We start from the raw sequence: 13209 nt of genomic DNA, 5'->3' as shown, positions 1-13209 counted from the left end.
ACTTATGAAGTGACATTTCACGTTCATAACACAGCGATCAAACTATAAATCTCTTTGAATGATGATAGCTCTCGATAAGTTACCGATGTATAATGTCCTTTCTAATTCACCTATCAAAGAGAGATATGGACAAAGTCATTGCAATAGTAGCAGCGTTATTTTACAGCTTAGCTATTGCTACCATCATTCCAGGGCTAGTACACCAGACTGGAATTAAGGTAAAAGCCGTTTTCTTGAGCGCCATACTTGCGCTTATTTTTCATGGCTGGATTTTAGGCGACCTGATTTTCAACCATGGTGGCCAAAACCTAAGTATTCTTAATGTCGCCTCCTTGATCAGTTTCATTGTTTCTCTCGTGATGAGCTTGTCTATGGTAAAAGCTCGTCTTTGGTTTATGTTACCGGTTGTCTACAGTTTCTCCGCTATCAATATCGCTGCCGCCGCTTACCTGCCAGGAAGTTTTGTTACCCATTTAGAACATGACCCTTGGCTCTTATTTCATATTTCAATCGCACTATTTTCCTATTCAACTCTGACAATTGGTGCGCTTTATGCCTTGCAGTTAGCGTGGCTGGATTACAAACTTAAACAGAAAAAATCGTTGGCTATTAATCCTAACCTCCCACCTCTTCTTCTTGTGGAGCGCCAACTATTCCGAATTATCTTAATTGGATACCTACTACTAACGGGAACTCTCGTCACTGGCTTTCTTTATCTCGAAGAGATGTTTGGTAGTGGTAATGCTCATAAAGGCGTACTTTCTTTTGTAGCATGGGTGGTGTATTCAGTGTTGTTATGGGGACATTACCATAAAGGATGGCGCGGTCGCACCGTCACTTGGTATGCCCTTGCAGGTGCTTGTATATTAACGCTTGCTTACTTTGGCAGTCGCTTTGTTAGAGAAATAATTCTCAGCTAAGCGTAGAGGTCTAAGTAAAGACTTGCAGGTTAACCATTGACAGCAACCCCAACTTAGGCGATAAATTAATCAAATAGTGTAAAGGAATTTATAAATTTGGACGACATATCAACGGGTATATTATTTGCGACGCTCGCATGTCTTATAGTTATATCCGGATATTTTTCAGGTTCTGAAACTGGAATGATGGCGTTAAATCGCTATCGCCTTAAACATCTCGCCAATCAAGGTCATCGAGGTGCGAAGAGAGTAGAAAAATTACTCAGCCGCCCCGATAAACTTATCGGCTTGATCCTCATCGGAAACAACCTCGTTAATATTTTGGCATCGGCCATTGCAACCATCTTAGGTATGCGCCTATTTGGTAACGCTGGGGTAGCCATAGCAACAGGAGGCTTAACTCTTGTTATCTTAGTTTTTGCCGAAGTCACTCCAAAAACACTCGCAGCTCTCTATCCAGAACGAGTTTCATTTGCAAGTAGTATTTTGCTTAGTATTTTAATGAAATTCATGGCGCCTTTAGTCTGGTTTGTAAACCTCATAACTAATGGCTTCATTCGTATTTTAGGTTTATCAAGCAAGCATGATGGCGCTGACCGTCTGAACTCTGATGAGCTAAGGACCGTGGTAAACGAAGCGGGTGGGTTGATACCAAAACGCCACCAAGATATGTTGCTCTCTATTTTGGATCTCGAACACGTTACCGTAAACGACATTATGGTTCCTCGAAACGAACTCACAGGAATCAACATAAATGATGACTGGAAATCGATCGTACGCCAATTGACTCGTTCACCACATGGCAGAGTTGTGTTATATCGAGATAGCATCGATGAAGTTGTTGGAATATTGAAACTGCGTGATGCATTTCGATTTATGCTTGAAAAGAATGAGTTCAACAAAGAGGTTTTACTTCGGGCTGCGGATGAAGTGTACTTTATCCCCGAATCTACCCCATTGAACGTTCAATTACTTAAGTTTCAACGCAATAAAGAACGAATTGGCTTAATTGTCGATGAATATGGCGATATCGATGGCTTGATTACCCTCGAAGATATTCTTGAAGAAATTGTGGGGGAATTTACCACTTCGATGTCTCCAAGTTCATCAGATGAAATCATCCCTCAGGCAGATGGCAGCTTTATGATTGAGGGCAGTACCAATGTCCGAGATATCAATAAATACTTACGCTGGCAGATGCCAACCGACGGCCCAAGAACGTTAAATGGTTTGATACTAGAACATCTAGAAGATATTCCTCAAACGCGTTTAAGTGTGTGCGTTGCTGATCACGAAATGGAAATCATTGATATTGAAGAGAACCGAATTAAATTGGTCAAAGTTTACCCCAACAAAAGCTAAATTTTAGCCTAATCCAATATCAAAAACTTCTATTATCTAACTAAAAAAGCTTGGCACATCGCCAAGCTTTTTTTATTACCACCATGCCTGATGATATTGATTAGTTTACTTTTAGTTCACTAATCAATGCATCTGGTAGTGCCAAATCATCGTTCTTATTAACCGAAATGCCCGCATCTATCACTGCAGTTGCAATTTCTTTCGCTTCCTCTAAAGAGTGCATTTCAGCGGTTCCACATTGGTACTGATTTAGCTCAGGAATTTTATCTTGGCTTTCTACTTCCAATACGTCTTTCATTGCTGAAAGCCAAGCTTGCCCAACTTCGCTCTCACCTGGTGTGCCAATTAAACTCATGTAAAACCCGGTTCGACATCCCATTGGTGAAATATCAATAATTTCGACATCGGAACTATTGAGGTGATCACGCATAAAGCCAGCATATAGGTGCTCAAGTGTATGAATACCTCTCTCCGATAACAAGCTTACATTCGGAAGTGTAAAGCGCAGGTCAAATACCGTAATAGTATCGCCTTTCGGTGTTTGCATTTTTTTCGCAACACGTACGGCAGGGGCGGTCATTCGTGTATGATCGACGGTAAAACTATCAAGTAAAGGCATTTATTTTTCTCCAAATACAATTCAGTTGCATTGAAACTGAATCAAAAAATTATATACATTATGTATGCTAAACCGTATTTCTGCTATTAAATCGATTCAGTACTTCACTTTAAATCAGAAAAGTAGTTCTCCAAAAAAGTATCAAAGTCGATCTCTTCGGCATTATCCGCCTCTGCTTGTTTTGCAAGAGAGAGTTCGACTTCTTTTTGCATTTCCTCGCCAGAATACTGTGAATATTGATGTTCTTGGTTTTGTTGAGCGTATTCATTACCTAACTTAGAGCCAAGAGAAATCATACATCCTTCTTGCTTTAACTGAGTCAAAAATTGAGCTGACAATGTCAACTCTGGATCATCAATCCAAGAGGTCAATCGTTGACAAACTTGACTGTATTCGTTGCCGCCATTTGCCTTATCGAATAACTCTGCAATGGAGAGTAATTCATCCATAACACGATGAGCCCAGGTGTTAAGAGTAAGAACTTCACCATGACAACCAATTTTAAGCTCTAATCCTGGCTTACGACCTTCAATGACCACTTTATTCCAATTACTACGCCAGCACTCCAGCTCACAGTTAGTCATCTCATCCGATTCGCTCATTACAGCCCAAGTTAAGAATAAATCGAGAAAACGAATTTGATCTTTGTTAACCCCAATAGGACTAAATGGGTTTACGTCTAAAGAACGAATCTCAATATATTCGACACCACCGCGCTGCAAAGCTTCAGAAGGTTTTTCACTAGCACTTGCAACACGCTTAGGACGAATAGGAGCATAAAGTTCATTTTCGATTTGCAACACATTGCTGTTGAGTTGACGATACTCTCCATCGACTTTCACACCAATATCTGCAAACTCAGAAGAAGGGGTTCGAATCGCACTGTGTACTCCTTCTAAATATTGTTCAAGACTATTAAAACCAATTTTCAGACCACTTTGAGCACTGTTAGTGTAGCCCAAGTCACTTAACCGCAGCGAGGTTGCGTATGGCAAATACAATGTTTTGCCAACATTTTCAAAAGGTAACTTTGAGTCTCGTCCCTTTAAAAAAGATGGGCAAATAGCTGGAGAAGCACCGAAGAAATAAGGAATTAACCAGCCGAAGCGATAGTAGTTTCGGATCAAACCAAAATAGGAATCGGATTTCGTTTTTTCTCTCGCTTCCTGAGTTTGATCACCATAGAGCTGATCCCAAAGAGCTTCAGGAAAAGAGAAATTAAAGTGAACACCTGAAATAATCTGCATCAGACTTCCGTAACGGTGCTTAAGCCCTTCACGATACAAAGTCTTCATTCGCCCATTGTTAGATGTACCATATTGAGCTAACTGAATAGCGTCTTCATTGGGAACATAACAAGGCATCGACATCGGCCACAATTTTTCGTCGCCACTCAAATGGCTCTGACTAAAATGATGCACATCGGATAATTGGTCAACAATGGTATCAACATTTTGACTTACGGGAGTAATAAACTCGAGCAAGGATTCAGCAAAGTCTGTTGTAATCCACTGATTAAAAGTAGCCGAACCGAGCGCACTTGGGTGAGGTGTTGTCGCAATACTACCATCAGTGTTATATCGCAGTGTTTCACGTTCAATACCACGATTAAATTGCTTAAATATATCGGGGTTTTGAGCTGCTAGGCTAAGTCGTTCAGTTAATTTATTCAAAACAGGTTCACTTATATTTATTGTCATAATACGTGAGCTAATCACAGTCACCTCAATAAACAGCTCTGAGCGCCTAAATCAAGTGGCTAGATAGCTCAGAAGTGTTTACGACATGGGGTATCTCTTTTAAGTTGGTACTTTAACGAATGATTTCAAGTTTAACCATCGGTAAGTTTAATTTTTCAAGTTGTGGTTCAACGACGTTAGCATCGCCAACGACAATAATTTGGTAATCATTCGGATTAAACCATTTTTTAGCACTTTCATTCAATGTTGCTTTTTTCACTGTTGCTACAATCTCATTACGCTGCTGTAAATAATCGTAATGCAGACTATAAGTTAATATCCCGCTAATTAGGTCAGCTTTTTGATCTTGCGTTTCATACATTAATGCATCTTGCTGCCCCACAGCAAGCCGCATGAAAGCCAACTCATCGTCATCTAATCCATTTTGTACGTAATGATTCATTTCATTACGCATTTCAATAATGCTTAAACCCGTTGCTTCAGCCTTAACCGGAGCCTCAAAGACCGCTATACCAATTTCCCGATTACTCGCTAAATAACCATCCATACCATAGGTATACCCTTTATCTTCACGCAAATTTTGATTCATTCGGCTATTAAAATTGCCTGCCAAATTAAAGTTTGCCAATTGAGCTAAATATAACTCTCCAGTTGCATCAAAAGGTTTCGTGGTGCGAACAAAACGGACGATACTTTGAGTCGCTCCTGGATGATCAAGTACATAAATTTTCTGCTCTGACTGTTGAGGCAATATTTGAGGCGCAAGTAGCGGAGGATATTCCCCTTGCCACTGTCCTAAGAAATCAAGGCTACTAATCGCTTCACCTTCATTAACATCACCGACAATCACGATCTGAGCGCCTTGCGGAGTATAATGCTGCTGATAAAATGCGAGCACATCCTCTAATGTCAATGAATCGATACTCTGCTCTGTACCATCACTAATACGAGAGAATAACGAATCTCCAAATAGTACCTGACGGGTGGCTTGTGAAGCTTGCCAAGTCAACTTTTGCTGTTGGTATACAACGCCTTCTTTCATCTTTTGTTTCAACCGCTCTAAGTCTTTAGGGTCAAAACGCGGATGAAATAGCAATTCATCAACAATAGCTAACGTTTGATCAAAGTTCTTAACCAAAGTTGAGACTGTCACTGTTGTTGTGTAGTGACCTGCACTGATTGATACAGATGAACCAAGCCTATCTAACTGCGCTTGAATTTGCTCCTGTGTTCGACTCTGACTTCCTTCTCCAATTAGACTTGCAGTCAGTTCTGCTAGTCCTTCTTTCCCCTCATCAACATAGCGTTCACCAGCAGGAAGTTTTAACTTAAATAGTACAGAAGGTGACTCTAGACTTTCTGTACCCATCAAGGTGATCCCATTGCTGAAGTGATGTTTATATAACTCAGGTACTTTTATCGATAGTGCACCTCCAACAACTGGAACTTCGCTTCGGTCAAAGTCATCATCAACATTTCGAAATTCTAGCTGATTTAATGCAATGGTTTTATGTGGCTGAATAACCCGCTCTTCTAGGGTGAAGTTAACAGCTTGTACTGCTATATCTCTTTTTCCTTTGGGGACAACACTTAAAACTGCATGTGATTTATCGACTAAAAATTGAGACAAAACGGAATCTATGTCCGACATCGATACATTTTCTAATAATGAAAGATTGGCTTGAAGTCGATCTGGCTGATCAAAAAACACATCGTTATAAGCAAGTTGAGAGACTTTCCCTTTTACACTTTCTAAGGCAAAAATTGCATCAGCTTGCGCTATCCCTTTTATTTCTTCAAATCGTTCTTCATTCACACCTTGAGATTTTACTTCCTGAATAATATCTAATAATTGTTGGTAAAGTGTATGCAATGCATCAGGTGCCGTTGATGAAGACATAGCGTAGAGATAAAAAGTACAAGCTAGTTCTCCACAGTCTTGAAATGCTCCTGCATTAATGGCTTCATTGGTTTTTACTAACTTTTGATAAAGTAGACTGTTTGCCCCACTTCCCAACACTTGAGATAAAACATCAAGTGGAACTTGATTTTCAGCTCCTAAGTATTCCGTTGGCCACCCAACCACAACCATAGGTTGCTGAATTCGGTCTTCAATCGTAACAAAACGCGTTTCATTTATGACCGCTGGTGCCTTTGGCATATCATCGACTTCAGGCCCTTTAGGAATAGATCCAAAATATTTGTTCACCCAATTTAACGTCTGATCAATTTGAATATCTCCCCCAATGACTAACGTCGCATTGTTTGGGCCATACCAACGTAAAAAGAAAGATTTAAGGTCATTCACATCAACTCGGTCTAAATCTTCAACATAGCCAATAGTTTGCCAAGAATAAGGATGAGATCTTGGGTACAACGTTTCACCCATTTTTTCCCAAATCAGTCCATAAGGACGATTATCATAATTTTGTGCACGTTCGTTCTTAACGGTATCCCTTTGTATCTCGAATTTACGTTGAGAAACGGCATCCAATAAGAAGCCCATCCGGTCAGATTCTAACCATAGGACTTTTTCAAGTTGGTTTGCTGGGACTGTTTCAAAGTAATGTGTTTTATCACGGTTGGTGGTGCCATTAAGCTCACCACCCGCTTCAGTAATGTATTTAAAATGCTGCTGATCACCGACATGCTTTGATCCTTGAAACATCATGTGTTCAAAAAAATGCGCGAAACCTGTGTTGCCTTGGACCTCACGTGCGGAGCCCACATGATAGGTAACGTCAACATGAACTAATGGGTCCGAATCATCTGGAGACAAAATAACGGTCATACCATTATCTAAGCGGTATTTCTTATAAGGAATCATCGCTTTCCCTGGTACAGCCTCAACTTGTTCAACTAATGAGATACCATCGGGAAGTGACGAGAAAAATGAATAATCTTTGCTAGATGAAGTACATCCAACCAATACGAAGAGTGACAAGGCAACTAGCCAAAGCTTTGTCATTTTAACTCCTTAAAATAAACCTAAATACAACACTATGAGAATAGCGTATCGAATTGCTTTACCAATGAGAATACAAAGGAACGAAGGGAGTGCTTTCATCCTCATCCATCCTGCGGTCAAGCACAATGCATCGCCGATAATAGGTAGCCAACTGAGCAATAAAACCCAATAAGCATGTTTTTGTAACCATGCTATAGAGGTTCGACTTCTCAAAGTAGAATCAGTTCTGTTTGGTAACCATAAACCCAACAAATAATTAGTGAATCCACCGAGCGTATTACCTAGTGTGGCAACTATAAACAAATAAACGTAAGAATGAGAAGAATATGAAAGAGCGGCTAATAGCGTAGCTTCTGAACTTCCTGGCAACAGTGTCGCACTTAAAAAACTGGAGAGAAATAATGTAAATGGCGCTGATTGCTCCCAAGATAAACCAAGAGTACCAAACAGCGCCTCTAATGTTTCGTTCATTGCATACTAAGTAATAATTTTCCGCGAGTATGCCCACTTTCAATTTCAGTGTGGGCTACTTTAACATCATCTAAAGAATAAATTTTTTGGATCTCGGTCTTAAGCAATCCGACACTAACCATATAAAGCATCGTATCGAGCTGCTCAGGATTTGGTTCAACAAGCATACCTGTCGCTTGAAATCCTAATAAAGTTGCCTTTTCACAAATCAATTCAGCAGTGAGTGTTGGTACAGTCACCACTCGAGCATTATCTTTTAAGCACTTTAATGCATCCAGCGCAACATCTCCGCCAACCAAATCAATCAGTACATCGACACCATCGAGTCGTTGTGAAACAGGCGCAAAGTTATAATTGATGGCGTGAGCGCCTAGTGTCGCGAGGTAATCGAGGTTTTTTTCACTACACGTTGTATAAACTTCGGCTTTTGCAGCAATAGCCATTTGAATAGCTAAATGACCAACACCACCCGCTCCAGCCAAGATCAGTACGCAGTCCCCTTCTGTGACCTCACCACGGTTCAGAGCTTGAGCAGCCGTTTGTCCAGCTAAAGGCAATGCCGCGGCGGCTTCCAGAGTTATCGAGCTCGGAACTAAGCTAAGAGCAGCTTCAGGAATGGAGATATATTGACTGTACCCTCCACCTTGCAATGGAAAACCAATAAACCCTGCGACACTATCATTAATAGCAAAACGCGTGCACCCGTCACCTAGTTTTATAATTTTACCTGACACATCATAACCTGGCACCCAAGGTAACTTGTCTTTATTTTGCTGTGCAGCCCACCCAAGGCCTGCTCTTGTTTTAGCATCGATTGGATTAATACCAGAGAATGCTACTTCAACAAGAACTTCACCCTTAGCGGGCTCAGGAACAGAGGTAGTTTGAATCACCAAAGTATCAACATCACCAAACTGAGATATCGCAATTTGTTTATTTTCCATTTCTAGAATCCTTTCACTCAATCACGGCCAATAAAAAAGGGATGCATGTAAGCATCCCTTTGAATATATATCATTTATTGGCAATCGGTAAACTATGAAAGCCAATTTCACACTAAGTTGTTAACCAGCCAACGCTAATAGAATACCAGCAGCAACAGCTGAACCTAATACCCCAGCGACGTTTGGCCCCATTGCATGCATCAATAGGAAGTTTTGTGGGTTTGCCTCTAACCCAACTTTGTTAACCACTCGAGCCGCCATCGGAACCGCTGATACACCTGCCGCACCAATCAATGGGTTAATATCCTCTTTCGAAAGCTTATTCAGTAACTTGGCCATCAGCAAACCTCCAGCAGTACCGATACTAAAAGCAACGGCACCAAGAGCTAAAATACCTAACGTTTCAAAATTTAAGAATTGATCTGCTTGTAGTTTAGAACCTACGCCCAACCCTAAAAAGATCGTAACGATATTAATCAACTCGTTTTGCGCAGTCTTCGATAAGCGATCAACAACACCAACCTCACTCATAAAGTTACCGAAACAAAACATTCCCACCAGTGGAGTCGCGGATGGTAAGAAGAGAATCGTCATCAAAAGTACAGCTAGAGGAAAGACCATTTTCTCTACTTTACTAACATGACGGAGCTGAGCCATTTTGATTACACGCTCTTCAGGAGTAGTCAGCGCTCTCATAATCGGAGGTTGAATAATAGGAACTAACGCCATATAACTATAAGCCGCTACCGCTATCGCGCCTAATAAATCAGGAGATAGCCTACTCGCTAAGAAAATAGCAGTAGGACCATCCGCGCCACCGATAATCGATATTGATGCCGCATCAGCCATGCTAAATTCCATACCTGGAATAACGTTCAGTAAAATAGCGCCAAACAATGTGGCAAAGATACCTAACTGAGCGGCCGCGCCTAACCATAACGTTTTAGGGTTTGCTATCAGCGCACCAAAATCCGTCATCGCTCCCACGCCCATAAAGATCAGAAGCGGGAAAATGCCCGTTTCAATTCCGGCGTGATAAATATAGTAAAGCAGGCCGCCTTCATCAGTAAACCCAGCATTAGGAATGTTTGCTAAAATAGCACCAAAGCCAATAGGCAAAAGCAATAATGGTTCGAAGCCTTTAGCAACCGCTAGAAACAAAAGCCCACAGCCCACTAAAATCATAATAATTTGAGTAAACTCAAAGTTGGCTAAACCCGTTTCACTCCAAAGTGTAATTAATCCGTCCATGGTTATCCCTTATGCCAAACCAACAAGAGGAGCACCAACAGCAACAGCATCTCCTTCCTTGACATAAACACTATCGATAACCCCTGCACGTGCAGCCCGAACTTCCGTTTCCATCTTCATTGCTTCTAGAATGAAAATAACATCCCCTTCGGCTACTTGATCGCCAGCTGATACATTCACTTTGAAAATGGTGCCCGCTAATGGAGCAGAAATAACTTCTGCATCAGCAGCTGGTGCCGCTGGAGCAGCCGCCTGAACTGGAGCTGCATTTGCCACCGGTGTTACCGACTCTAATGCACCTGAAGGGCCAACTTCAACTTGATACACCTGACCATCAACTTTCACACTGTAAGCTTCAATACCACCTTGTGCAGTAGCTGCAACAGGAGCGGCAACTACAGGAGCCGAATCTTCTAATGTCGGAGCGGGTTCAAACGCACTTGGGTTATGACGATTCTTAAGAAACTTAAGACCAACCTGAGGGAACAAAGCGTAGGTCAAGACATCATCCACGGTATCTTCCGCAAGTGAAATTCCCTCTGCTTTTGACTTCTCAAACAATTCTTTAGTTAAACTGTCCATCTCTGCACTTAAAAGATCAGCAGGACGACAAGTAATAGGTTCTGCACCTTCCAATACTTTTGCTTGAAGATCTGCATTTAGCTCTGCTGGCGCACAACCATATTCGCCTTTCAAAATACCAGCCGTTTCTTTAGTAATCGACTTATAACGCTCGCCAGTTAAAACATTGATAACAGCTTGAGTACCAACAATTTGCGATGTTGGTGTAACTAGAGGAATATACCCTAAGTCTTTACGTACTTTAGGTATCTCTTGTAATACTTCGTCTAATCGGTCCGCTGCACCCTGCTCTTTTAGCTGACCTTCCATGTTCGTCAACATACCACCAGGGACTTGGGCAATCAGGATACGAGAATCAACCCCTTTCATTGCCCCTTCCCATTTCGCGTACTTCTTGCGGACCTCACGGAAATAAGCCGCAATAGGAGCGATTTCAGTTAAAGAAAGACCTGTGTCTCGCTCTGTACCTTCTAACATCGCTACGACGGTTTCAGTTGGTGTATGACCATACGTCTGGCTCATCGATGAAATAGCGGTGTCTAAGATATCAACCCCCGCTTCTACCGCTTTTACCGCAGTCGCCGTAGATAGCCCTGTAGTGGCATGACAATGTAAAGCAAGTGGTACATCACACGACGCTTTAATACGGGTAATCAGCTCTTCGGCTTCGTAAGGCTTAAGTAGACCTGACATATCTTTAATACACAAAGAGTGACAACCTAAGTCTTCTAGACGTTTAGCTAAATCAACCCATGTGTCAGCAGTATGAACAGGACTGGTCGTGTAAGAAAGTGTACCTTGAGCATGAGCGCCAACATCAATAGTTGATTTCACTGCTTTCTCAAAATTACGAACATCATTCATCGCATCAAAAATACGAAAAACATCCATACCATTTTTATGCGCACGTTCAACAAACTTTTCAACCACATCGTCGGCGTAATGACGGTAACCCAGGAGGTTTTGTCCGCGTAACAACATTTGCATTGGCGTGTTTGGCATTGCTTTTTTAAGCTCACGCAAACGTTCCCACGGATCTTCACCTAAGAAACGAATACAAGAGTCAAATGTAGCGCCTCCCCATGTTTCTAGCGACCAATATCCAACTTTATCTAATTCTGCGGCAATCGGTAGCATATCTTCGATACGCATACGTGTAGCAAAAAGTGATTGGTGTGCGTCACGAAGGACGACATCTGTAATAGCGAGTGGTTTAGACATGCAATTAAACTCCTTTTAAATCCCTTTTACTATTTCTTCGCTGATGACGAGCGATACTGTTTGACCGCGGCCGAAATAGCAGCGACTACGTGTGGGTTATTCCCCGTAGTGCTCGATTGATTATTCTGAACTCTTTTTGATGGTACCACGGGAGCAGCAGGCTGTTCCTGTGGAATAATTTTTGCCATTAACGTAACGAGATAGACAAGAATGGTCAAAAATAGAAATACGAATGTCATACCTGTGCCCATTAGGACAGCTGCATCGCCAAGCAGGCTACCAATATTATCCATTTTGCTTCCTTTCAAATTTATAAATTGGAGAACTATGTCTTCCTTAATAATGCCAATTTAATTAAAGGCTCGTAATAAAGAATTATCTCGATTGCTCTAGTGTTGTCAAACGTACATTTCTCACGCTTAGAGATAAACCATAAGATACTTAATCCAGAGTTAATAGCAGTGATATATGCCATATTCAGACCAGTATACAAAATATCCAATAACATCTTTCCGTTGTTATAAAGTAATTCCGCCTAAAAAGATGTGTTCTAGGTAAAAAAAGTGCAATTACCAAGTAAACATTTAGGAATTTACAACAAAAGTTCAATATTAAAGACACAAAAAAACCCCGCTAAAAAGCGAGGTTTTAGTGTATGGCGCGTCCTGGAGGATTCGAACCTCCGACCGCCTGGTTCGTAGCCAGGTACTCTATCCAGCTGAGCTAAGGACGCAAATAATATAATGGAAGTGGCGCGCTCGGAAGGATTCGAACCTTCGACCGCCTGGTTCGTAGCCAGGTACTCTATCCAGCTGAGCTACGAGCGCGCAATAATCCAAGTTGTAAGTGGCGCGTCCTGGAGGATTCGAACCTCCGACCGCCTGGTTCGTAGCCAGGTACTCTATCCAGCTGAGCTAAGGACGCGTCGAGTTAATTCAATGATCTATATTCAAAATAATGGCGCGCTCGGAAGGATTCGAACCTTCGACCGCCTGGTTCGTAGCCAGGTACTCTATCCAGCTGAGCTACGAGCGCGCAATGTGGTATAACCCACGCTTTAGTCTGCTAAAAACTAAAAATGCCCTAATGGACATAAGAAATGGCGGTGAGGGAGGGATTCGAACCCTCGATGCGGCTACAAACCACATACTCCCTTAGCAGGGGAGCGCCT

General features: G+C 41.7%; 10 protein-coding genes and 4 tRNA genes. 2 read left to right on the top strand and 12 right to left on the bottom strand.

Annotation, left to right across the window (positions count from 1 at the left end; translation table 11 throughout):
• The first annotated feature begins 125 nt into the window (after positions 1-125).
• A complete protein-coding gene (locus ACWU4D_RS06285) occupies positions 126-920 on the top strand; it encodes a cytochrome C assembly family protein (protein ID WP_456050555.1) in 795 nt (264 codons plus the stop codon).
• A 96-nt stretch (positions 921-1016) separates the two neighbouring features.
• Positions 1017-2282, top strand: coding sequence for an HlyC/CorC family transporter (locus tag ACWU4D_RS06280; RefSeq protein ID WP_456050554.1), 1266 nt, complete (start codon positions 1017-1019; stop codon positions 2280-2282).
• A gap of 100 nt (positions 2283-2382) precedes the next feature.
• Here the strand turns inward: ACWU4D_RS06280 and luxS are convergent, their stop codons facing one another.
• The 12 genes from luxS to ACWU4D_RS06220 form a co-directional block, all read right to left on the bottom strand.
• Positions 2383-2901, bottom strand: a complete 519-nt coding sequence (gene luxS / locus ACWU4D_RS06275) for an S-ribosylhomocysteine lyase (RefSeq protein ID WP_456050553.1) — start codon at positions 2899-2901, stop codon at positions 2383-2385.
• A 104-nt stretch (positions 2902-3005) separates the two neighbouring features.
• Positions 3006-4574 (bottom strand): glutamate--cysteine ligase, encoded by a 1569-nt coding sequence (gene gshA / locus ACWU4D_RS06270; RefSeq protein WP_456050552.1) that lies wholly within the window; start codon positions 4572-4574, stop codon positions 3006-3008.
• Positions 4575-4713: 139 nt separating this feature from the next.
• Positions 4714-7569 carry a M16 family metallopeptidase gene (locus ACWU4D_RS06265; protein ID WP_456050551.1) on the bottom strand — a complete coding sequence of 952 codons (2856 nt, stop codon included), beginning with the start codon at positions 7567-7569 and terminating at the stop codon, positions 4714-4716.
• Positions 7570-7578: 9 nt separating this feature from the next.
• Entirely contained in the window at positions 7579-8040 is a 462-nt protein-coding gene (locus ACWU4D_RS06260) for a YqaA family protein (RefSeq protein WP_456050550.1), read from the bottom strand.
• Entirely contained in the window at positions 8037-8984 is a 948-nt protein-coding gene (locus ACWU4D_RS06255; RefSeq protein WP_456050549.1) for an NADP-dependent oxidoreductase, read from the bottom strand. Before ACWU4D_RS06255 ends, ACWU4D_RS06260 begins: the two co-directional genes overlap by 4 nt.
• A 120-nt stretch (positions 8985-9104) precedes the next feature.
• Positions 9105-10235, bottom strand: coding sequence for a sodium ion-translocating decarboxylase subunit beta (locus tag ACWU4D_RS06250; protein ID WP_456050548.1), 1131 nt, complete (start codon positions 10233-10235; stop codon positions 9105-9107).
• Positions 10236-10244: 9 nt separating this feature from the next.
• Positions 10245-12038, bottom strand: coding sequence for a sodium-extruding oxaloacetate decarboxylase subunit alpha (gene oadA / locus ACWU4D_RS06245; protein ID WP_456050547.1), 1794 nt, complete (start codon positions 12036-12038; stop codon positions 10245-10247).
• Between the two features lie 29 nt (positions 12039-12067).
• Positions 12068-12331, bottom strand: coding sequence for an oxaloacetate decarboxylase subunit gamma (locus ACWU4D_RS06240; RefSeq protein WP_456050546.1), 264 nt, complete (start codon positions 12329-12331; stop codon positions 12068-12070).
• Between the two features lie 363 nt (positions 12332-12694).
• Positions 12695-12771: transfer RNA gene (locus tag ACWU4D_RS06235), tRNA-Arg, on the bottom strand.
• A 17-nt stretch (positions 12772-12788) separates the two neighbouring features.
• A tRNA-Arg gene (locus tag ACWU4D_RS06230) sits at positions 12789-12865 on the bottom strand.
• 20 nt (positions 12866-12885) lie between these two features.
• Positions 12886-12962: transfer RNA gene (locus ACWU4D_RS06225), tRNA-Arg, on the bottom strand.
• Positions 12963-12996: 34 nt separating this feature from the next.
• A tRNA-Arg gene (locus tag ACWU4D_RS06220) sits at positions 12997-13073 on the bottom strand.
• Positions 13074-13209: the final 136 nt, after the last annotated feature.

It is taken from the genome of Vibrio phycocola (assembly GCF_053850235.1).
Note: the sequence above shows the minus strand (reverse complement) of the source record. Positions and strands in the feature narration are given on the sequence as shown.

What these genes read in the sequence shown, in the direction of transcription:
- ACWU4D_RS06250 (WP_456050548.1), bottom strand. Translation starts at nt 10,235, where the DNA reads ATGGACGGATTAATTACACTTTGGAGTGAAACGGGTTTAGCCAACTTT.
- ACWU4D_RS06265 (WP_456050551.1), bottom strand. Translation starts at nt 7,569, where the DNA reads ATGACAAAGCTTTGGCTAGTTGCCTTGTCACTCTTCGTATTGGTTGGA.
- ACWU4D_RS06255 (WP_456050549.1), bottom strand. Translation starts at nt 8,984, where the DNA reads ATGGAAAATAAACAAATTGCGATATCTCAGTTTGGTGATGTTGATACT.
- luxS (WP_456050553.1), bottom strand. Translation starts at nt 2,901, where the DNA reads ATGCCTTTACTTGATAGTTTTACCGTCGATCATACACGAATGACCGCC.
- oadA (WP_456050547.1), bottom strand. Translation starts at nt 12,038, where the DNA reads ATGTCTAAACCACTCGCTATTACAGATGTCGTCCTTCGTGACGCACAC.
- ACWU4D_RS06260 (WP_456050550.1), bottom strand. Translation starts at nt 8,040, where the DNA reads ATGAACGAAACATTAGAGGCGCTGTTTGGTACTCTTGGTTTATCTTGG.
- ACWU4D_RS06240 (WP_456050546.1), bottom strand. Translation starts at nt 12,331, where the DNA reads ATGGATAATATTGGTAGCCTGCTTGGCGATGCAGCTGTCCTAATGGGC.
- ACWU4D_RS06285 (WP_456050555.1), top strand. Translation starts at nt 126, where the DNA reads ATGGACAAAGTCATTGCAATAGTAGCAGCGTTATTTTACAGCTTAGCT.